Annotated in this window: 18 protein-coding genes; 8 read left to right on the top strand and 10 right to left on the bottom strand. The window is 44.9% G+C overall.

What is annotated here, in order from left to right:
• Window positions 1–54: 54 nt before the first annotated feature.
• On the top strand, window positions 55–672 hold the full coding sequence (cysC, locus tag Q4Q49_RS06455; protein ID WP_263168314.1) for an adenylyl-sulfate kinase: 618 nt from the start codon (window positions 55–57) through the stop codon (window positions 670–672).
• 254 nt (window positions 673–926) lie between these two features.
• On the opposite strand, the gene Q4Q49_RS06450 is transcribed toward cysC, so the two are convergent.
• The 4 genes from Q4Q49_RS06450 to Q4Q49_RS06435 form a co-directional block, all read right to left on the bottom strand.
• The gene (locus tag Q4Q49_RS06450) at window positions 927–2,825 is read right to left on the bottom strand and encodes a sensor histidine kinase (RefSeq protein WP_311998930.1); all 1,899 of its coding nucleotides are present in this window, start codon (window positions 2,823–2,825) and stop codon (window positions 927–929) included.
• A complete protein-coding gene (locus Q4Q49_RS06445; RefSeq protein ID WP_263168312.1) occupies window positions 2,822–5,056 on the bottom strand; it encodes an EAL domain-containing protein in 2,235 nt (744 codons plus the stop codon). Before Q4Q49_RS06445 ends, Q4Q49_RS06450 begins: the two co-directional genes overlap by 4 nt.
• A 142-nt stretch (window positions 5,057–5,198) precedes the next feature.
• Complete coding sequence (locus Q4Q49_RS06440; protein ID WP_311998929.1) at window positions 5,199–6,038, bottom strand: TIGR03899 family protein; 840 nt, start codon at window positions 6,036–6,038, stop codon at window positions 5,199–5,201.
• Window positions 6,039–6,182: 144 nt separating this feature from the next.
• Window positions 6,183–7,391 (bottom strand): MFS transporter, encoded by a 1,209-nt coding sequence (locus tag Q4Q49_RS06435; protein WP_311998928.1) that lies wholly within the window; start codon window positions 7,389–7,391, stop codon window positions 6,183–6,185.
• A gap of 266 nt (window positions 7,392–7,657) precedes the next feature.
• On the opposite strand from Q4Q49_RS06435, the gene Q4Q49_RS06430 reads away from it, so the two are divergent.
• The 5 genes from Q4Q49_RS06430 to Q4Q49_RS06410 all read left to right on the top strand — a co-directional run bounded on the left by Q4Q49_RS06430 (window position 7,658) and on the right by Q4Q49_RS06410 (window position 13,623).
• Window positions 7,658–9,064: a hypothetical protein gene (locus Q4Q49_RS06430; RefSeq protein WP_311998927.1), complete on the top strand. Its 1,407-nt coding sequence runs from the start codon at window positions 7,658–7,660 to the stop codon at window positions 9,062–9,064.
• A gap of 41 nt (window positions 9,065–9,105) precedes the next feature.
• Window positions 9,106–10,266 carry an imelysin family protein gene (locus Q4Q49_RS06425; protein WP_006085915.1) on the top strand — a complete coding sequence of 387 codons (1,161 nt, stop codon included), beginning with the start codon at window positions 9,106–9,108 and terminating at the stop codon, window positions 10,264–10,266.
• A 155-nt stretch (window positions 10,267–10,421) separates the two neighbouring features.
• On the top strand, window positions 10,422–12,047 hold the full coding sequence (locus Q4Q49_RS06420) for a di-heme oxidoredictase family protein (RefSeq protein ID WP_311998926.1): 1,626 nt from the start codon (window positions 10,422–10,424) through the stop codon (window positions 12,045–12,047).
• A 390-nt stretch (window positions 12,048–12,437) separates the two neighbouring features.
• Window positions 12,438–12,959, top strand: a complete 522-nt coding sequence (gene hemG / locus Q4Q49_RS06415) for a menaquinone-dependent protoporphyrinogen IX dehydrogenase (RefSeq protein ID WP_311998925.1) — start codon at window positions 12,438–12,440, stop codon at window positions 12,957–12,959.
• 136 nt (window positions 12,960–13,095) lie between these two features.
• Entirely contained in the window at window positions 13,096–13,623 is a 528-nt protein-coding gene (locus Q4Q49_RS06410; protein WP_311998924.1) for a cytochrome b/b6 domain-containing protein, read from the top strand.
• Window positions 13,624–13,780: 157 nt separating this feature from the next.
• Here Q4Q49_RS06410 and Q4Q49_RS06405 read toward each other — a convergent pair whose 3' ends face one another.
• The 3 genes from Q4Q49_RS06405 to nfsB all read right to left on the bottom strand — a co-directional run bounded on the left by Q4Q49_RS06405 (window position 13,781) and on the right by nfsB (window position 16,521).
• Entirely contained in the window at window positions 13,781–14,536 is a 756-nt protein-coding gene (locus Q4Q49_RS06405) for a DsbA family protein (RefSeq protein WP_311998923.1), read from the bottom strand.
• A 341-nt stretch (window positions 14,537–14,877) separates the two neighbouring features.
• Window positions 14,878–15,522 carry a DNA-J related domain-containing protein gene (locus Q4Q49_RS06400; RefSeq protein WP_006082872.1) on the bottom strand — a complete coding sequence of 215 codons (645 nt, stop codon included), beginning with the start codon at window positions 15,520–15,522 and terminating at the stop codon, window positions 14,878–14,880.
• A gap of 345 nt (window positions 15,523–15,867) precedes the next feature.
• Window positions 15,868–16,521 carry an oxygen-insensitive NAD(P)H nitroreductase gene (gene nfsB, locus Q4Q49_RS06395; protein ID WP_311998922.1) on the bottom strand — a complete coding sequence of 218 codons (654 nt, stop codon included), beginning with the start codon at window positions 16,519–16,521 and terminating at the stop codon, window positions 15,868–15,870.
• A gap of 801 nt (window positions 16,522–17,322) precedes the next feature.
• Here nfsB and Q4Q49_RS06390 point away from each other — a divergent pair.
• Both Q4Q49_RS06390 and Q4Q49_RS06385 read left to right on the top strand, forming a co-directional pair.
• Window positions 17,323–18,144, top strand: a complete 822-nt coding sequence (locus Q4Q49_RS06390; RefSeq protein WP_107946805.1) for a GNAT family N-acetyltransferase — start codon at window positions 17,323–17,325, stop codon at window positions 18,142–18,144.
• 92 nt (window positions 18,145–18,236) lie between these two features.
• On the top strand, window positions 18,237–19,088 hold the full coding sequence (locus Q4Q49_RS06385) for an AraC family transcriptional regulator (RefSeq protein ID WP_107946806.1): 852 nt from the start codon (window positions 18,237–18,239) through the stop codon (window positions 19,086–19,088).
• A gap of 457 nt (window positions 19,089–19,545) precedes the next feature.
• Here the strand turns inward: Q4Q49_RS06385 and Q4Q49_RS06380 are convergent, their stop codons facing one another.
• Genes Q4Q49_RS06380 through Q4Q49_RS06370 form a run of 3 tightly spaced genes read right to left on the bottom strand, consistent with a single transcriptional unit; the run spans window position 19,546 to window position 21,686 of the window.
• A complete protein-coding gene (locus Q4Q49_RS06380) occupies window positions 19,546–20,271 on the bottom strand; it encodes an amino acid ABC transporter ATP-binding protein (protein ID WP_311998921.1) in 726 nt (241 codons plus the stop codon).
• Window positions 20,264–20,944, bottom strand: coding sequence for an amino acid ABC transporter permease (locus tag Q4Q49_RS06375; RefSeq protein ID WP_006085903.1), 681 nt, complete (start codon window positions 20,942–20,944; stop codon window positions 20,264–20,266). The genes Q4Q49_RS06380 and Q4Q49_RS06375 overlap by 8 nt, the downstream gene beginning before the upstream one ends.
• 7 nt (window positions 20,945–20,951) lie before the next feature.
• The gene (locus tag Q4Q49_RS06370) at window positions 20,952–21,686 is read right to left on the bottom strand and encodes a basic amino acid ABC transporter substrate-binding protein (RefSeq protein WP_006085902.1); all 735 of its coding nucleotides are present in this window, start codon (window positions 21,684–21,686) and stop codon (window positions 20,952–20,954) included.
• Window positions 21,687–21,802: the final 116 nt, after the last annotated feature.

Below are 21,802 nucleotides of genomic sequence, written 5' to 3'. Positions count from 1 at the left end.
GAGTTTATTGCCCTTATGTTAGCGGTTAGTCAACATGGGGATTGAGGAGTTTTTATGACAAATATCGTGTGGCATCAACATCCTGTAGACCAAGCCGCCAGAGCCGAGCAGAAAGGCCAAAACCCAGTACTACTTTGGTTTACCGGACTTTCTGGCGCGGGCAAGTCAACATTGGCGGGTGCACTAGAGCGGGCGTTATTTGAGGCGGGATTCCACACTTATTTGCTCGATGGCGATAATGTGCGCCATGGCCTGTGTAAAGATTTAGGGTTTACGGTTGAAGACCGTGATGAGAACCTGCGTCGTGTGGGTGAAGTGGCTAAATTGATGGTGGATGCGGGGCTTGTGGTGTTATCGGCCTTTATTTCCCCGACCCGTGAAGAACGTGATGGTATTCGTGCCCGTTTTCCTGCGGGGCAGTTTATTGAAGTGCATGTAGCGACGCCTTTGAGTGTGTGCGAGCAGCGTGACCCTAAGGGGTTGTATGTGAAAGCGCGCAGTGGCGAAATTAGCAATTTCACTGGTATTTCATCACCCTATGAAGCGCCATTAGCCGCTGAGTTAACCATAGATACCAGTAAAGGCGATTTAGCGACTCAAGTGCGCGCCTTAATCGATTATCTGACGGCAATCAATGTTATCAATACCGATAAGGCTAAAGCACTCGCCTAGTGTTATGACTAGTTATGCCTAGCCATATTAAATCTTGCCTTAGCAAGTGATTGAATGCTCATAAAAAACAGGAGCCTTGGGCTCCTGTTTTATTTTGGGCGCAATGAGTTCACTATGTTCAATGCTGATATTCAAGCAATATGGTTTAAGCACCGCGTTCAAACAGAATAGTTCAAGCATCATGGTTAGATATCAAGTTTTAGCATCATATTCGGCCAGCATACTGGCTATCTATCGCCGTTGCGTATAAGCGGTTAATTCAGGTTCAGCTCGGCGGTTTCTGGCGCTGTTACTGGGATTATCAGGCTGAAAACGCTGCCTTTACCTAACTTACTGCTGACCGTAATTTTCCCGCCAAGAAGTTGGCTGACGAGTTGATAAGTTAAGTGTAACCCCAGCCCAGTTCCGCCATTTCCCCTGCGAGTGGTAAAGAAGGGGTCGAAGATTTGTTTCATCGTTTCCGCGCTCATCCCTATGCCATTGTCTGAGACTGTGATTTCGACTATTTGATCTTCTATCATCTTTGCCGAGATTTTTATCTGGCCATTTCCCCTTCCTTCGAAAGCATGGGTTATCGCATTAGTGACGAAGTTTTCAAGGGATTGTCCGAGTGCGCCTGGGTAGCTGTTCATTTCGATAGTGGCATCAATGTCGATTTCGAGCTCATGGGATTGCTTCTTCATCCGTAGCCATGAGGTATGTAGCATGTCCTGAACGAGACTTGTGAGCTTAAAACTACGGCGTTCTTCCCTTGTTCTATCCACGGCTAAGCGTTTGAAGCTACTGACTAAGGTTGCGGCTCTGCTTAAATTGGCTTGCACTATCTCCGCGCCTTCATGGAAGTGAATAAAGTAAGTATCGACATCAGATCGCTTAAGACCCGATTCGAAGGCGTTTTGTAGCTTAGTGCATTCATTTTTCATGCTCGATAACGTGACCTGTGCAGCGCCGACAGGGGTATTGAGTTCATGGGCGACGCCCGCCACCATCATGCCTAAGGATGAGAGTTTTCCCGTCTCGATGAGTTGTTGCTGAGTGTCGTGTAAGTGCTGTAACGATTCGGCTAACGCGGTATTGGATTGGGTGAGTTTTTGCTGTTGCTCGGTTAACTCTTGATTCAACTTGTCCCTTACTCGCATGGACTTTGCTGCGCGCCAGCAGATCCCACCGCCGAGTAATAGTAATAAAATCCCTAGACTGAGCGCTTCCAGCAGGCTGCGTTGATTAATCTTTGAAAGTTGATCATTGGGAACCCGTATCACGAGTTTCCAATCTTGGTCAGAAGTGTTGGTCGCATCTTGTACATTTTCATAATCCCAGAGCCCTTCGGGGGTGATAAAAGCACCTTCGCTATCTTGGGTAATCTGTTGCCAGGCATCGGGATTGAGCTTAGCTAAGGTTAATTCGGGGCGATTAAACATAAATGCCCAAGTGAGTTCGGAATTGGATGAGAGTAGCCAGTAACCCTCTTTATTCAGCAGTGAAAGCTCGACATTGCTGTTAGCCGTAATTTTGGCAATGGCGTCTAACATTGATTGGGCGAGAAAATTGAGGGCAATAAAGCCTTGGCGCTCGCCTGAGGGTAAAAACACGGGAGTGGTGACTCTTAATACGGGCTTGATAGGAGTTTCAATTGTCCCCTTCTCAACATTCAAATCTAAGGGCGAAAAGTAAAAACTATTGGGCGCTAAACGTAAGCTTTGGATGGAGTAGTAGCGTTCGGCTTTTGATTGCAATAATGGCTTAGCAACCACTTGCGGACGTTCTTGGATAAGGTTAACCCTCACTTTCTCGAAGGCATGATTATCGAGCCAACGTACCTGATCGTAGTTTTGTGATGCGGCACTAAAGCTCTTGAAGAAATGTTCGACCTGAGTGAGATCTTGCTCATTTCCCGCCGCCGCATCGAGGAGTGTTTGATATTTAGCAAGAAATAGGGCGTCGCGCTTAATATTACCAATATGGTAGGCAATGGTTTTAGCGGCATCACCTAAAAGGGTGTTCGCCTCTTGGTATAAGGGCACCATGGCATCTTCATGGCGCTTTTGATAAAGCAAAGTGGTGAGTATGGGCACCAACAATAACCACGGCAGCATGAATCTGAGCCAGTAGCCCCAGAAGGTAGGCTGAGTCAATTGCGATGGCGCTGTCATAGTGGTGTTTTTTGGTAGTTTTTAAGCCAAGTTAATAACTCCGGTAGTGGCATTGGCTTAGCATAAAAGTAGCCTTGGGCATCGTGGCAGCCGCGGTCGCTTAGCCATTTCGCTTGCTCTTTAGTCTCAACGCCTTCGGCAATCACATTCATGTGGAAGCGTTGTCCTAACAAGATAATGCTATCGACTATCGCAGCGGCGCCATCATCTGAGGTGACATTGTCGATAAAGGATTTATCAATCTTAATGCGGTCGAAGGTCAGTTTGCTGAGATAGGCTAATGAGGAAAATCCGGTACCAAAATCGTCAATTGCGACTCTAATATCTATCGAGCGTAAGTCATTTAACTGCTTGCGGATGGTTTCGAAATTTTGCATCGCAATCGATTCAGTGACTTCTACTTCTATCTGACCTAGAGGCATGTTAGCGTCGGCAATGTGCTGCTTTAAAATATCGACTATGTTCTCCTGTTCGAACTGCATGGCCGATAAGTTCACTCCCATACATAAATTGGTATAACCCGCCTCATTGAGTGTGCAGAGTGCTTGGCAAGATTGCACGAATAGTTGCTCACCGAGTTGGGTGATCAAACCTGTCGCTTCGGCAATGGGGATAAAATCCAACGGCGGCACATTTTGACCATTTGGCAAGGTCCAGCGAGCCAGCGCTTCAACCCCGACGACTTCACCCGTTTTAATACAGACTTGCGGCTGCAGTGCAATATGGATGTCATTACAGGTAATACTGTGTTGCAGCGCTTGTAAGAGTTCGAAGTGATAGGCCACATTATCGTCATTGGCTTGTTGGTAAGTCACATGTTGTCTAATGCCTAACTTTTTGGCGGTTTTCTGGGCCATGTTGATTTGCGTTATGGCATCGACCGCAGTGCCATCGGCTAATTCTAGTGGCAGTGTGACAGTGCTGATATTAACCGTGATCTTCGATTTTCCTTGCTGATAGGGCTCAATGAACAGTCGACTAATAATGTCAGCGGTGACTAAGGTTTTAGGGCCGAGCACGGCAAATTTATCATCCTTGAGGCGAGCGACTAACACACAAGCATCAAAGTGTTCGCGCAAACAAGAGGCAACGTGTTTGAGCATCTCGTTACCTTGGGGCGAACCAAATACACGATTAAAGTCGGAAAACTTATCAATATCAATAATCAATAAATTAAATTTTTCGCGAATATCTTCCGCCAGCACGCCTTCTAAGGTGCGGAGCAACACGTTGAGATTAGGGATTTTGACGAGCGGATCTTCAAAAGCAATCTTATCTAGTTGGCTCATGAGCGACACGCTATGCAGGCCGCCACAAATATTCATGCTAAACACACGGATCATTTCCGTTTCCGTGATATCCAGTGGTCTGCCTGTGGCTAAATAAACGGAGTAATCGGCGCCTGCGAGTTCGTCGGGGAAGAAGAGGCAAGTAAAGTCATTTTCGATACGGGATTCCCTGCGGCTCAGGCAAAGTTCAAGTTGTGCCCGTATGTGTTGCTGCTCAAGCTGCTGTAAAGCATAGCCAAAATAAGGTTCAAACTCGCCCGATGCGGCAATGATTTGGTGGGAAATACCCTGTTCAGTTAATTCCCCCATTGATTTCACGCACACAATGCCACCATGGGGCAGGTTTAATAGCTGGGATAATTGTCGCAGCATCTTGCCTGAGAGTTCTTTGATATTGCGTGAGGTGTAGAGCGCGCCGCTGGACTCGGCAATCAGTTGCAAACCACGCTTAGCATTGGCAATACTGCTAATTTGTTGATATGAGCGCAGGTTAGTCGTGAGAATAGTTTGCAGTCTATCGGCCGATAACTCGGATTTAGTCCAATAGTCGTTGATATCGTAATCTCGCATTACATCGAAAATAGGGGCCATACCGGGCTGACCTGTAAGCAGTATAATGCGGATTTTTTCGTTACCGAGCACTTCCCGAATAGCACGGACTAACCGTAGCCCTGCATCTTCGGTTTCCATCACCACATCGACTAAGGCGATCGCAAAATCATTTTCCTTAGTTAACACTTGGCAGGCTTTTGCATAGCTAAAGGCTTGGGCCAGCTCAATTTTACAATCTAATACTTTGAGGGTTGATAACGCGAAGGCGGTCGAACGTTGGAAGTTTGAGTCATCGTCCACCGTGAGTATTTTGACTGTTTTTTGATTTTCGAGGTGTTGTGGTGACGGTTGTTCGTCTAAAAAAAAGACATTTTGTTCTTGACTAATTATTCTCTCCATCCTTGAGATGCCATTCGCATCCTTATTCACTCAGCAAATAAAACGAGCATTTTTTATACATAGAGTATTTGCGACAGATGGAGTTTATTCAAGCAAATATTTCTATTAGTCAATAATATAAGCGATTATGTCGCTACTCGATCTTAAAATCCTTAGCGAACAAGAGTTGCAGTGCCTTGAGGTATTCTTGATCCGGTTTAGGTTGCACGAGTTGGGCGAGTTCATCACCAATCGGTGTTAAGCGATAATAACTAAAAAGCAGATTACCGCTCTTGGGCGTAAGCTTCATTTGTATGCCTTGCAGGGCAAATTGAATGGGGGTTTTATTGTTGAGTAAACCAGTTTCGAACTCGCTGCTGTGCAGTATACCCGCATCGACTAAGGTCAGAATGCTGGAGTAGGGTAGGCCAAACTGGGATAAACCTAAATTGACTGAGGTTGTTTTACGGAAATATTGGCCAATCCCACCCGACAAGCGGTAGCCACTGATGAGTTTTAGACGCTGTTCGCTATTGACCTTAGCCGCCATGCCAAGGGCCTTTTCAAGAATTTGTGCTTCCCTGTGGGTCAGTTGCTTGAGTAGCGCTAAGGTGCGCAGACTGAAGTTGCCGGGATTGACTATCTCGCTCGATAATATCCGTGCCCACAAGTCTTGCATTCTACGGTTATGGATTTGCTCCGCCATCAAAAAGAATTGATGACTCCAGTCGGGATCGAGATCGACTCCAGTCACATCAGATGGCGTATAACTGAGGGCTAAGGCAAAAATGGTTTCCACATTGGCTTGATACTGGCTCGATAACTTGCGTGCTCTATGTTGAGCTCGCTCGGCTATTGAGGCGTTCGCAGGGCGATATTCTTGCTCACTGGCGAGCCCTAATTGGCGACCGAGTAGCAGGGCTTTTTTGCGAGCGGATACCTCGGATGCTGACTCGCCTTCTTCTGCCAACAGTAAAATATCTGAATCCTTCATCGCGTTATTAATCCTTGAGCCTGCACTGTGGTTGAGATGAGGGTTTAGTGAACTCTTACATTCGGTTGTAGCTTACTTTAGATGATCATCTCTTTAGTTTGAGCATCTCGTTAAGCCAATTCTTTGGTTCGTTATTATGCCGTTTTATTTAACGACTTTAGCGATTGATTTCGCACTTTTAGTTGGCCAAGACCATAAGGTTTCATTACCCGGTTCAGGATGGCGCGGAACATTCAGCGCTAGCAGTAACGAACATACGGCAAAGCCCGCCCCTATGTAAAATACAAAGGCGGGATCGGTTAACCATAATAAGCCCAAAAGTACAGGAATAATCACAGCCGCTATGTGGTTTATGGTGAAACTGACTGACATAGTGGCGGCAATGTCTTTGCTGTCGGCGATTTTTTGAAAATAGGTTTTCATCGCAATTGCCATCGCAAACAGTAAATGATCGATGACGTAGAGTGCTGCCGCCATATGGGCTTGTTCGACTAGGGCATAGCTGATAAAGACTAAGATGAGTCCAATATATTCCACAGTAAGCGCATTACGCTCACCAATACGTCCAATCAAACGACCAATAGCAGGCGCAAACAGTAGATTAACGGCATAGTTGATTAAGAACAGCGCAGTGATTTCACTGACGCTATAACCAAACTTTTCGACCATCATAAAGCCCGCAAACACCATAAAGATTTGTCGTCTCGCACCCGAGAAAAAGGTCAGCAGGTAATAGAGCCAATAGCGCTTACGCAAAATGATTTTCTTATGTTGTACTTCCGTGGTCTCAAATTTAGGGTAATACCAAGTCATGGTCAGCATCATGACCAGACCTAACGCACCAATAATTAAATACATGTGTTGATAGTCTAACTTCAACCAGGTCATCACTAGCCAAATACTTGCATAACCCACTAAGGCTGCGGCCGAGCGCCACGCCAGTGCTTTACCCATAAAACCCGCCGCATCTTTTTTATCGACCCACTGCAGCGTCAGTGATTGGTTGATGGTTTCAAAATAGTGAAACCCGACGGACATCAACACAGTCGTCAGATACAAGCCGATGACTTGAGGAAAGAAACCTGTCACCGCCACGCCGATACAAAGCAAGGCCAGCGAGAGTAGGGCGAAGGCTTGTTCTCGAATGAGTAAAAGCACAAAAATGGCGGTGAAAGCCAAGAAACCTGGGATCTCGCGCAGGCTTTGTAACATGCCGATTTCAGCACCGGTGAACTGGGCTTTTTCAATCACGAAGTTATTGAGCAGTGCCTGCCAAACGGCAAACACAAGCGACATCACAAAGGTCATCCACAGCAAGAGTGCTTTAGGATCTTTGGTTTGAATGGATTTCATGGATATGGACTCAGGCGATAAGTGTGCAAATGCTAATGCTTTTTTGGCTAATAGGCTAGATCACTTAACGCTTAAAGAGTGTGTGGTTTATGAATCAATATAGCGATTTCTTTGAATAAAAATACGGCCGTCAGATCCGCTATACAATCAGATACTAATGTAATTTGTTTGTAAATTTAATTGTAAATTCTAATGCAAATCATTCTCAATTGATCTATTTTGTTCGCGCATTTACGGGGAAGCTGTTACACAGCGCGGAGAAAGAAATGAGAGCAGAGTTAAAGTTGAGTTCATTGGCCATCATGGTCACTGCGTTCATAGGTAGTGTTAATTGCACTGCACAGGCAGCGACGGACCCTGCGATTTTAGAGCAGGCTATCGCAAGACAAGAGGCTCAATTACAAGAATTAAAGCAGCAATTATCAGAATTAGCTGCGCAACAGAAACAGCAGCAAGTTCAGCAGACAGACTATCAAACTAAGACCAGTGTCGCGGTAGATCGTGTTGAAACCGCCGCCGATAAACTTAGCAAGTTTTCATTTCAATCCTACGGTACCGCCGTTTATACCAGTGATGAGTACTTTGATAACGTCCAAGACACCACACCAGAGCGCCGTAATCGTTTCGATTTAGAACGTGTTGTAACTGAGTTCGGCTATCAGTTTACCGATGCTTGGAGCATGGAAGTCGAGATAGAGTATGAGCATGGTGGCACAGGCGTCGCTTTAGAATACGATGGTTTTGATGAGTTCGGTGAATTCGAAACAGAAGTCGAAGCTGGAGGAGAGGTGATGATCGAAAAGGCCGAGCTGCGTTATCGTCCGTCTAAAGCCTTTGGTATTAAATTTGGTAATATCCATGTTCCTATTGGCTTGACCAGTATGCTGCACAAACCAAATCAATATCTTACCGTGATGCGTCATCGAAGCGAAGCCGCCATGATCCCCGCCGTTTGGAATGAAAACGGTATCGGTATATATGGTGAAATGGCTGATTTCCACTATCAGGCCCAAATTATCAGTGGTCTCAATTCAGAATATTTTAGAACCTATGATTGGGCAGCGTCGGGTCATCAAAAACGATTCGAGCATGTTAATGGTGACGATTTAGCATTTGCAGGACGTTTAGATTACGGCAACTTTAAGAAAGGTTCCGCCGTTGGTGTCGCTTACTACTATGGCAATACCAGTGGTAATCGTCACAAGAGTAATAAAATCAATGTGGATGGCACAGTTAGCATAGTGTCCGTCGCAGCAGCTTATGTTGAAGGTCCTTGGATCTTACGCGGTCAGTATCTCTACGGTACCTTGAGCGACAGCGATGCCATTACTCAAGCAAATAAGACAACGCCAGGCTTAAGGCCTGGTAACTTCGCACAGTTAGGATCGCAGTCACAGGCTTTCTTTGTTGAAGCTGGCATCGATTTGAATCATTTCACCTCTCTTCCGTTAACCGTATTTGCCAACATAGATTATTCCAATCCTTTGATGGAAGTCGAAACAGGCACGGCGACTAAGCGTTTTGAAAATACTTGGACCAGTGTCGGCATTAACTATTTCCCTATCCCACAGATAGTGATTAAAGCGGAAGCAGGCTTACAACAAGTGGCTGTCGCGAGCATTCAAGATACTAATTTCTTCGCCCTTGGCGTGGGTTATCAATTTTCGCTCTAGTCACATTCACTTTTGATGGAACAAATAGGACATTAAGCACTATGACATTACGTAAAACGGCAATAGCCATCGCCCTTATGAGTACCTTAGCTGCCTGTGGTGGTTCTGGATCGGATGATTCAACGCCCACAACACCAACTACACCGGATAATCGCTTTAGTTACGCCGCCACTGAGATGATCATTAACTTGACCGATGACGTTATCGTGGCTGGTTATGCGGACTTAGCCGCGAAAGCGGAAGCACTTTTACTGGCGACTCAGAAGCTAACTAACTCAACAGCACAAGCGGATTTAGACGCAGCTCAAGCTGCGTGGAAAGCGGCACGTTTACCTTGGGAACAAGGTGAATCACATATTTTTGGCCCAGTTGACTCACTTAGCATCGATCCACATCTTGATAGCTGGCCACTCAATACGACCGATCTACAAACACAGCTAAATACTAACTCAGGTTTTGATGCTGAGACGATTAAGGGCTGGAACGATGATGTACAAGGTTTTCATACCATTGAATTCTTATTATTCGGCGATGGTGTGAATGGTAATACTAAACCTATCAGTCAGTTAACAGCAAAAGAACGTGAGTATCTCATTGCACTGGCCGAAGTGTTCCGTGATTACACTAAGCAGCTCGACGATGCTTGGCAGATAAACCACAATCCGCAAGATGCTGCTGCTAAACCCTACGCTGAGTTGCTGAAGAATCCCGGTGTAGCAGGCAATACTATTTACTCATCGCAATTGGCTGTAGTTGAAGAGTTGATCAATGGCATGATCGCGATTGTCGATGAGGTCGGTAACGGTAAGATTGCTGATCCCTTTGGTGATTCCCTTGCCACCGCTGATACTTCAAAGGTGGAGTCGCAATATTCTTGGAACTCATTAGATGACTTTGCCAATAACATCATTGGTGTACGAAATGTATATCAAGGAGAGTTTACTGGTAACAGTGATCGTCAGGGCATCATTAACTTCGTGGCCGCTGCCGATGCGAACTTAGCGACACGTGTTAGCAGTGAAATCGATGATGCCATTATCAAGATCCGCGCTATTGCCGGCAGCAATCAACAGCCTTTCCGCCAAGCGATTAAAGATGATGCGGGAAGGGCGCGAATTCAAGTGGCTGTGGATGCCTTGACCAAGCTGAAAACCACACTTGAGTCTGATGTCATACCATTGCTTTCTCGTTGGAAATCTTAATTTCATATTCAGAGCAATGCTAAGGCGATAGAGGTTCTTGGCATTGTCATGAAATGACGCTAAACGACGGAACCCGTTTGGTGAGTTATGTCTTAAGCAGCAAGGATGCAATTGCATAGTTGCTGCTTTGTCATTTTATTTGTGTGAGATTTTTGATGAATAACAGACACGTTTTATTACCTGCATTTTTCATTGGCTGTTTACAGCTGAGCGCCTGTGGTGGCAGTGGCGATGCACAAGTTGTTGATACACCCATACCTGAACCCATTGTTTATCCTGAATATACGGATATCACTGCCAGCGGCGGCGCAACGACAACCTTTGATGCAGGTAATTCAGGACATGGTTTCTCTACACCATCGGTAAATCTAACCGCGACTGAACTTGCGCTGCATATGGCGGGCGATAAGTTTTTTGAGACTTCTTTTACCACGGCGCCAAACGCTGAACACCCTGAGTTAGATGGCTTAGGTCCTGTATTTAATAATGCTAACTGCAATGCATGCCATCAACGCGATGGACGTAACTCGACTCCGCAAGTCAGCACGGGCCAGACACGAGTTAAATTGGGATCGGATGCGGGCATCTTTTTGCGGATAAGTAAGGCTGCCAACGATGCCTGTATTAAAGGCGACGTGAGTAATGATTATTGTGCCCCCATTCCAGTACCTGATTTCGGTGGACAACTGTTTCATCGAGGCGTACTGCAAGCACGTAGTGATTGGCAGCAGAATCAGTTTATTGGCCAAGCAGATGTTTACTTATCCTATGAAACAAAGTCAGTGACCTACCCAGACGGTACTGAAGTCTTATTGAAGCAGCCGCTATTTGAAGTGGAAAACCCCTATGATGCGCCCGGCGAAACTAAGCAAAGCCCCAATTTGACCTCAAATCTTTTGCAAGAAGATGTGTTAATGGGATGGCGTAATGGCATGCCAGTCTTTGGCTTAGGTTTACTCGAAGCGATTGCGGCAGCGGATATTTTGCAACATGTTGATGAAAATGATGCCAATCATGACGGTATTTCTGGGCGCGCGAACTATGTGTTTGATGCTGTGAAGGCACAAACGGGCGATCCAGAACCTGTGTCTTTAGGCCGTTTTGGCTGGAAGGCGAATACCCCGAGTGTGCGGGTGCAATCCTTAGGTGCACTGCGTGGCGATATTGGCATAACCAATCCTCTATTCCCCGATGAAAGTATCAAAGGTACGTCGCTACACGATGCTTATCTCACTCGAACAGGTTTTATTGATACAGGGGCAGATGAAAATGGTGCGCCTGAAGTCGGAGCTGAGTTCAGTGATGCTGTTGTTTTTTATGCTGAAACCTTGGCCGTTCCTGCAAGGCGGAATGTTGATCAACCGAATGTAAGAGAGGGGGCGAGATTATTCACTCAACTTAATTGTACCGCTTGTCATGTGCCCTCTTATACCACTAAAACGAGTGGCGACATTGGTGGACGAGCCATGAGTGATAGCTTAAAAGGACAGAAGATATATCCCTTCACTGATTTATTATTACACGATATGGGCGAAGGGCTCGCCGATGGCCGACCAGACTTTTTAGCCTCGGGAAGCGAATGGCGTACAAGGCCACTATGGGGTATAGGTTTAACTCAGACGGTTAATCCTCAAGCCGGTTTCTTACATGATGGACGAGCCGCAACTCTAGAAGAAGCGATATTGTGGCATGGTGGTGAAGCTGAAAAGAGTCAAGTTGCCTTCATGAATTTATCTAAAAATGAACGTGAACAAGTCATTGCATTTCTAATGTCTTTGTAAAGCGTGACAGGATGATTTGTCGATTCATCCTGTTTACTGTATTTCAGTATGGGCAAACCTCAGGGTTTGCCTTTTTTTGTGAGCTTGCTAAAACTACCGCATATACCTGAGTGGTTTGGGGCTAAGCCCGTGATCTATTTCATGTAAATTGCAGGGTAAATCACCTAATATGAAATATCTTAATGGTTGTTTTACGTTTGCATACCCAGTTAAATCCCACTGGAATGCCAATGACTCTGAGTGTCTATCGCTGCTTTTTGTGTATTTAGTCTGTGCGTTGTGATGTCACTTGATATGCCAAACTGGCATAGAGAGTCGAAATTAAGCCGCCAGTAACAGTATTTTTTAGGCCGCTTATGGTTATTTTACTTGGGATTAATCGAGGCTAAATTGAAAAGAATTCTCATCATTTATTCTAGTGTTCACGGCCAGACCCAAAAGATCGCAACTAAGCTCGCGCAGCAGTTAACAGCCTTGGACAATGACGTGGTTACCGCTGATATTAAGGCCGTTCCCGCGCTCAATGAGTTCGATAAAATCATCATAGGCGCCAGTATTCGCCATGGTAAACATAATCCTAGCTTGTACGAATTTATCGAAAAGCATCAAGCCGTGTTGACGGATAAGGTCAGTGGTTTTTTCTCCGTTAGTTTAGTCGCGCGTAAACCTGAGAAAAATACCCCAGAAACCAATCCTTATATGCAGGCATTCTTAAGTAAAACCACTTGGCGGCCACAGTTGTTGCGGGTTTTTGGTGGTAATTTGAATTACCAAGGTTATAACGCCTTAGATAGAAATATCATCCGTTTCATCATGTGGTTAACGAAAGGACCAACGGATCCAGTTACCAATGTGGAATACACGGATTGGCAGAAAGTGGCTGAATTTGGTGAGCAGATCCACCGTGCCTAATTTGGGCATTAAATCGTGGCGCCGCGTTTTGCCCCTAGCCCACTTTATTCGCGCTCACTAAGCCGCCGCGAATGCATTTAATCTTCAAACTTCAATCATGCAAAGGGCAAAGGAAGCATTAAGTAGGATGAAAAATATGATGAGTAAACTCAGCTCCTTGTTCCGAGTCATGATGGCGTATCTGCATGTGTGGATTGTGATATCGAGCAGTTTACTCGTGTGTGCCAGCCCGTGGATTTTTATGGGCCGACGGATACCCGATAACGCCGGTTTTTGGGACTATTTGCATGTTTATTTAGGGTTAGCGTGCGCAGTGCTGGGGATATTGTTCTTGCTCAGCAATACCTTGCATGGCAAATGGCACCAATACTTTGGTTGGCTAGTTGGCGATTGGGCGCAGTTAAAACAGGATATGGTTGGACTCACAAAAGGCAAATTCCCCGTCGCAGGCGGCAAAGGGTTATTTAGTGCCATCGAAGGTATAGGGATGCTACTGCTGGTGGCGACTGGGATTACGGGTGTCGTTTGGTTGTTATTTCAAGGCACACCCACGGCGATGGCGTGGCGCGGTTATCATCAAATTTTTGCGCAGGCTTTTATCGGTTTCTTGATCGTACATTTAGTCTTGGCAGCGAGCCATATTCTCGATTTTATTCGCCAATAATAGATTGGAAAATATCACTAAGTGACTGTGTTTATATAGGCGATTGAATTAAGCGCTTATATTGAAAGCTTGTATCGAATGCGAATAAAAATGGCCTCCCAATTTGGAGGCCATTTTTTATGCTGGCGGGTGCCTTGCATTAACGCTTGTGTCTGGTTTAGCTAAGACGTTGCTGACGCGTCACCCCTATCGCGGCGGCAAAGACTAGAAATAACCAGCCTAGGCTGCCACCTGATGAGGTTTTAGCGGCTGCGGCATCTTTCTCAACGGCAAGATAGTTAATTAATCCAATCAACTCATCTAAGGTTTTGATGCTGTTTAAATTTACTGCGTATTTATCGTTCACGATAAAGGCGGGTACGCTGTCGATTTTGAATTCATTTTGCTGAGTGCGCCACAGGGTCAGCTTTTCATCGGTGCTTTTGCTATCGGCTAATTCGTCGTATTTAGCCGCATCGACACCAAATTGGGCGAAGACTTTTTTGATGTCGTCGCGGTTGTTAATTTGTGGCTCGTGTTGATGGCCTGGTGCACTGTGATCGTGGCCGTTTGCGCCCTCTGTGCCTTGGATTGCGGTAAACATGGCATGGGTTAAGGCGTCTTTGTTATCAAGGCTTTGGATCACGGCCAAAGAGCGCATCACTTCGGTGCCAATATCGCTATTCATAAAGTCGACATGCTTATTGTCGAAACTTATCTGTTTGTTGAGGTTTGCCTTGATATCAGGCAAATAATTGGTTTCCATGTTGAAGCAGTTATGACAATAAAATGAATAGAATTCAGTCAGTTTAGGTTCGCTGCTAGGCGCTTTGGTCGAGATTTGAGTGTAATGTGTGCCTTCAACAAAATTGGCGGCAAAGCTGCTCAAGGGCGCAATTGCTAAGGTTACAGCCAAGGCTAATTGTTTAATCATAGTTTCCTCAAATTCGGTGGGATTGAATTCACTGTGTCAGTTGTTGTTATCGGCAAAATTTAACGGCCAACAGAAGCCATAAAGTGAGCTTCAATCTAGAAGTTTAGCTAGCCAAAATCCAGCGTAATGCATAGGTTCAGGTTAAATGGAAAGGCTTAATTATGACTGAATTGGCTCGTCGTGACTGGGCTAAATCTGTGATCCCAATGGAAGTTTTACCTAAGATTTACTTTAGCGTTGCCTTGGCGTCGCAATAGTGCAGACAGGATCACACCGCTAAATCGATAGGTAACGATTCGATAGGTGTTGATTAATGGCAAGTACTATCGCTGGTGAAATGCTTAGGCAATGTCCCTAAGTGACTGCCACGCTTCGCACACCTCGCGAAACCGTGCCGCATCACCATCGGGTCGGTCTGGGTGCCACTTGAGCGCTAAACGGCGCCATTGCTTGCGGATATCGCGGGCGGTTGCGCTCTCGTCTAATTCGAAAACTCGCAGTGCATTGCCCTTGTTCATCAGATTGATATTTAAGCCAATATAGCTCTTATAATTGCTCCAGAAAGCCTCAAGTAATTCACGCACTACGTTTTCGCTGGTGTCGTAGTTATTCCAATCGAGATAATACTCACGTAGGGAAGTATCTTGCATAATCAGAAGGTTAACGTTCGATGGGACTAAGCGGAAGATTTGGATTTCCATGGCTTTGACTTGCAGCCATTGCTTGGGCAGTAATATTTCCTGCAGTTCAAACAGGGCGTTCATCAGCAGGAAGTTACGTTTGAATAAGTCGTTACCCGGATTTTCATCAAGCTGGTGGATCAGCCCTTGAGTTTGTAACTCTGTGGCTAAGTGATGGATTTTCCAACTTTGATTTGAGGCTTGTAAAACCGTGAGTAATGGCCAAATCAGTGGGTTATCGCCCTTAGTGTTTGCAACTCGAATCGATTGAGGTTCTTCAGTGAGCGAGGGTTTGGCAAATAACATACTGACTGTCCCATCCTAAATAGTGAGTGTGACCAATGCGCCGATAAAACCACTGGCTGCAAAAAAAATGACTCGAAACTACGATAAACGATGATCCACTAAGCTATGCCGTTCTGGACTGTGCAGCAAATCATGCCATAGAGGCAAAGTGTAGGCAAAGATGAATTTTAGAGCAATACCGTGGTGGTTTACTCCTACTTTAGATGGCTTCTTGTGCAAATAAGCCGTTAATAGCAGGCAGGTTTTAGGATATTGTCGGCGAAGAGCGCTACGGTGCAAAAAATTATGCCCTTGTTTATATCACATTAAATCAAGGGCATGTTTATTATTCACTTAAGATGAGGGCTAGATTTCAGTAAAAATCACCTCTTGAACTAAGCGAGACTTAGGCAATTTAGCGTTGAAATCATCCTCTGCGTGATAACCCATGGCGACAACTACGCAGGCGCATAGACCTTGCTCTCTTAAGCCTAAGACTTGATTCATTTTAGTGGCATCAAAACCTTCAATCGGACAAGTATCGATATCTAACACGCTTGCGCCGAGCATTAAAGTGCCGAGCGCTAAATAGACCTGTTTCTCCATCCAATGTTGGGCATCTTTCATCTCAAATTTATGCATGTTGGCGAAGAAAGAACGGCCATTATGCTGGGCTTGTTTTGCTTCCTCATTAGCTAAGCGGCCATCTTTTTCCTCTTGTTCAAGGATTTGCAGCAAATACGCTTCATCTAATTGAGTGCGAGTGCAGAGCACCACCACATGGGAAGCATTGAGGATTTTTTGGGTATTAAAGGCATAATTCTCGGTTGCTTGGGCGATTAAAGCTTTTCCTTCGGCCGTGCTTGCTAGTACAAAATGCCAAGGCTGTGAGTTTACTGACGAGGGGCTGAATTGCAGTAGGGTTTTGATGTCTGCAATTTTTTCCGCTGGAATCGTCTTTGTTGGATCAAAGGCTTTAGTGGTGTAACGTTTTTTGGCGAAGAAACTTAAATCACTCATGTAACAGCTCCAAATCATCAGGAATACAAATTCAATGGCAGCATTTTAAGCAGGTTCAAGTAAAAAACAATGTGATCAAGACAGGTATTAGTTTCAAAAAATTTTTGAAACTGTATGCCGATGCAACGCTAAAAAGGAGTAAAACGCCAAGTCGTTTAATTGAGATTTTGGATAGGGAATCGGTGTCTTTACCGTTGAAGCTCGATTTCAATTGTAGGGAAATTATAGATAAATATCAGGGACAGATGCTGGCAGCAAAGATTAGGGCAAAGCTTTAGCTGCCTTAGTTGAATGGCTATTAACCCTCCAAAGCCGAGGTAAAGGAACCTTTAGTAATCCTGAATTTATTGTCACTTTTTTGCCCCAAAACAAGACAAATTTGTCGTCAGTTGTGCTGCACTGATTGTCATTATTTCCCCAGTGACACGCCATAAACTCGTCCCTGAGGGCTCGACGGCGACATCCATGTCGCCAACGGTCACTGTTGCAACAATGCCAATCTTAACTAACACTTCTGCTGTTCGTTTAGCTAAAAAGCTATTGCCCCAAAGCGTTTTTCATTAGCAGCAGTAATCGATTACTAATCCTTATTTGAAAACACCTTCAATAAGGTATTAATTGCTTATGAGGGCCACTTAGTTCGAACTTAGCCCAACATCTAAAAAACCGATTTAAACATTGTCGTTTTTGTTCAATCTTAGCGAGCAGACATTGCTTATTATGTGTGACATACGAAAGCGAGGCACTTTTTAGATAAAGATGGAAGGCTTTCCAGTAAATCAAAAAATTAGGTAAAAAGCGATGTTAGAAATTAAACCAATCGAAAATCTAGAAGAAATCAGCACACTAAAGCAAGCATATTTTGCACAATCAACAGCACCTCTTGATGGTATGTGGCACTTTGGATTTGTACCCATGTCTACACACTTTGGGTTTTATGAACAAGAAACCCTAGTTGGATACTGCTGCATCAATGGCGAAGGTTATATGTTGCAGTTCTACCTGAGTAATGATACTAAAATGGATGCAAAAGAACTGTTCACGCTTATCGCAGAACAAAATAACTCAGTCATTGGGGCTGTAAATGGCGCATTTGTCAGTACAGCAGAGCCGCAGTATCTATCACTTAGCCTTGATAACGCATCAGCAGTGAAGGTTAATTCTCTGATGTACAAGCAAAAAGAGGCGAGTAAGCAAAGCACTATTCCAGAGTTTGAACTAAAGCTAGCAGAGTCAGAGCAACTGGAGCAATTTGTTGAGTTTGCAGCCACTACTATCGGTGCACCAGAGCAGTGGCTTACAGGCTACTTTGGTAACCTGATTAATCGTAAAGAGTTATTCGGTTATTGGAGCGAGAATGAACTTATTGCAACGGGCGAGTGCCGTCTGTTTGATGAGTACCAAACGGGATATGCAGACCTTGGCATGATTGTCGCTCAATCACAACGTGGAAAAGGCATTGCTACTCAAATGCTTAACTGGCTAGTTAACTCAGCTAATCAGCGTGGTTTAACGCCTATCTGTTCTACTGAGAGCAGTAATGTAGGTGCACAAAAAGCCATTAAACGTGCGGGTTTATCATCTTCAAACCGCATTGTTCAGGTTGAATTTAACAACAAATAACTTGTTATCCCTCTTGCTGTTGTAAGGGGGATTTTGGTTTACGACGATCTGACTTATAGTACCCTTAATCAATAAACCTAACGGAACTGGTTATGATCCATTGGCTAAAGTCGCCAAACTCACCATGTGTTTCCCAATATGTAGAATGCTATTGGTTGATTGATAAGCACCCTGATTCAGAGACTTATCAATTCCCAAAGCTCAACCCTGACCCATCGGCACATTTGATTCTTTCACCTAACAATCAAGCCTACTCTTATGACCTGAACCCGAGCATAGCGAAGGGAGAAGGCAGCCATTGGCTTTATCCACATCGGCAGACCTTTGAATTAGATCACTCTAAGCCATTTGTTCATCTTGGTATCAAGTTTCGTGTCGGCGCTCTTTACTGTTTACCCAATTTTTCTGCCAATCCTTTGGCACTAGATGAAGTGGAGTCAGTGGAAGACTCAACATTGTTCAAGCAATTAGGTATGGATGAAAGCAGACTGATTGAACTGGCTCGAACCAATCCACAGCAGTGTGTAGAGCAGTTAGATACGATGCTGTCGCCTTGGTTGGAACAGTGCACCGAAGATCAGCACAGTAAAATCACTCGCAATGTACTTAAACATCTAGACCAGAGTACGATATCTGAGCTGGGTGAAAAACTGTATTGTTCACAAAGAACCCTAGAAAGAAGCTTTCAACGCACCACAGGGCTTACCCTTAAACAGTGCCAGTCGATGAATAGATTAGAAGCAATGCTAGAGTATCTCTATCAACGTGAATCGACTGAACTAGATTGGGTTGAAGTTGTCTTCAAATTTGGTTTTAGTGATCAACCTCACTTGATCCGCCACCTTAAAAAACAGCTTGGCTTTACACCTAAAACTTATGAGAAAGAGCGAGGGTTGACGATTGATGTCTATGGTGGTGTTAGTTCAAAATCAAAGTTAGGCTGATGGAACTATTCAATGGGCACTAACGCATTACAGAACCTAATCTAAAGTGAAAGTATTGACGTGATTATTCTAGCTCGCTTTTGTCCAAAAGCGTGCTGCATAAGGCTTTTAAATCTACAGGTTACGCTAATGCCAAAACGGTGAGCTAGGGTGATTTGCGAGACGACCGTCCGCCCCAAGGACGGGGCGGTCGAGCATCCACGGATGGACTGGCTGCGAGTCGATGAGCGAATGCCATGGATCGCCCATCCGTAGGAGCCAGCATTTAAGTTACCAAGTAACAAGTCATTTAGTCGTACTAACCCTCTATTTTTTACGTGCTTCTGTCTAAAAGTGGGTTACGTATCTCTTTTAAATCTACAGGTTACGCTAGTGCTAAAAAGGCAAGCCAGAGAGTTATGCAAGATGGCAATCCGCCCCTGTCTCCAATAATGGATTGAACTGAATCCGCTTAAGCTTAGCGCAATACTTTGCTTAAAAACGCTTGGGTACGGGCTTCTTTCGGGTGGCTAAATAGCTCATCTGGCGGACTAGATTCGACTACATAGCCGCCGTCCATGAAGATCACGCGATCGGATACATCCCGCGCAAAGCCCATTTCGTGGGTAACAATCACCATGGTCATGCCCTTTAGCGCTAAGTCTTTCATCACATCTAGCACATCGCCGACCATTTCTGGATCGAGTGCCGATGTCGGCTCATCAAATAACATCAAGTCTGGTTCCATCGCTAATGCGCGGGCAATGGCGACCCTTTGCTTTTGGCCGCCCGATAAACTAGCGGGATAGGCATTGGCTTTGTCACTCAAGCCAACCTGTGCCAGTAGGTCGAGGGCTTTCGTTTCGGCCTGAGCTGGCGTCATCAGTTTTAGGCTGATGGGTGCTAAGGTGATGTTTTGAATGACGGTTTTATGGGGGAACAGGTTAAAGTTTTGAAACACCATGCCCACTTTTTGCCGCAGTTTATCGACGCAGGCGTTTGGCGCTGTGATCAATTGACCTTCAATCTCGATATCGCCTTGGCTTGGCTGCTCTAACAGATTAATACAACGCAAAAAGGTGCTCTTGCCACTGCCACTTGGGCCGATCACACTCACCACTTCGCCCTGACGAATATGCTCGCTAATGCCCTTGAGCACTTTGTTATCGCCGAAGTTTTTATGCAGGTTGGTTATTTTAATCACTTTGTTTCAACCTCTTTTCAAATTTCGACAGCACAAATGTGAAGCTGTAGGTCAGGAATAGGTAGATGAGTGCGCAGGTAAATAACGGCACACTGTCCTCGAAGGTGCGGCTACGGATGATTTCACCGGCGCGCATAAGGTCGACGCCACCGATAAAGCCAATGACGGCGGTTTCTTTGAGGAGCACGATAAATTCATTTCCGAGTGCGGGCAGAATATTCTTAATCGCTTGGGGCAGAATAATCGACTTCATGGTCATCGCTTGGGATAAACCGAGTGAACGGGCCGCTTCGGTTTGACCTTTATCAACGGCTTGAATCCCCGCGCGGATTATCTCAGAAATATACGCGCCGCTATTGAGACCAAAAGCGATAATAGCGGCGGTGATCTTATCGACATCTAAGGCTGAAAGCACGATAAAGTAAAGGATCACTAACTGCACAACCACAGGCGTGCCACGGATGACACCGACATAAAGATTGGCGGGGAAGCGGATATACCACTTAGACGACATCTTCATAAAGGTGGTGCCAATGCCTAACACTGCGCCTAATAACATGGCGAAGAAAGTGACGATTAACGTCACTTTCAAACCATTTAATATCAGCAGTATGCCTATCATGCCATCTTCGCCAATCGGGCTAAACAGCGAGGTATTAATTGCGTCTATCATGCTGATATCACTTTATATGGGCAGAAACGAGCGTCTGATATTGGCCGTCGGCTTTCATGTTAGCCAGTGTTTTATTGATGCTCGCCAACAGTTCAGGTTGCTCTTTTGATACGGCGAAACCATAAAACTCAGCAGGAAAATCCAGTTTGATCATCTTTAATTCAGGATTTTTAGCCAGATAGTTAGCGGCAGGTTCGCTGTCGAATAACACTAAATCTACCTTGGCATTTTTAAGCTCCATAATGGCTTCGAAACCCGTATTAAAGGCGGTGATATTTTGGGTATATTTTTTCGACATGATGTCAGCGGTTGTGCCTAACTGCACCGCAAAGTGTTTGCCTTTAATATCTTCAAGCGTATGAATGCTATCGTTATCTTTGTTTACTAGTACCACTTGAGTCGCTTCGTAATAAGGCTCTGAGAAGTTTACGTTTGCTTGACGTTCAGCGGTAATCGTCATACCTGAGGCGATAAAATCAATCTTGCCTGAATTAAGCGCGACGATCAGTGAATCGAACTTCATGTTTTCGACTTTGAGCGTCTTGCCCGCATCTTTAGCGATTTGCTTGGCCAGATCGATATCAAAGCCTTTGATTTCATCGCCACTTTGGCCGCCAACATATTCAAAAGGAGGGAAGGCGGCATTAGTGCCAACGACTAACACGTCATCGCTTTTTCCGCATCCAGCTAACAACAAGGTGGCAGTTAAGGTCAGGCCGCCTAATAACATGGACTTTTTCATTTAAGACTCTCTTGTTCGATTTCACTATCAGTGTGGCGACTATAGGCAGATGAGCATTAAGTGTCAATAATTATGCTGTTAATTTGATTAAAAATTCATTTCTATTTTGCGGTTTT

The organism is Shewanella sp. SP1S1-7, from assembly GCF_031932105.1.
GTDB lineage: Bacteria > Pseudomonadota > Gammaproteobacteria > Enterobacterales > Shewanellaceae > Shewanella > Shewanella baltica.
Note: the sequence above shows the minus strand (reverse complement) of the source record. Positions and strands in the feature narration are given on the sequence as shown.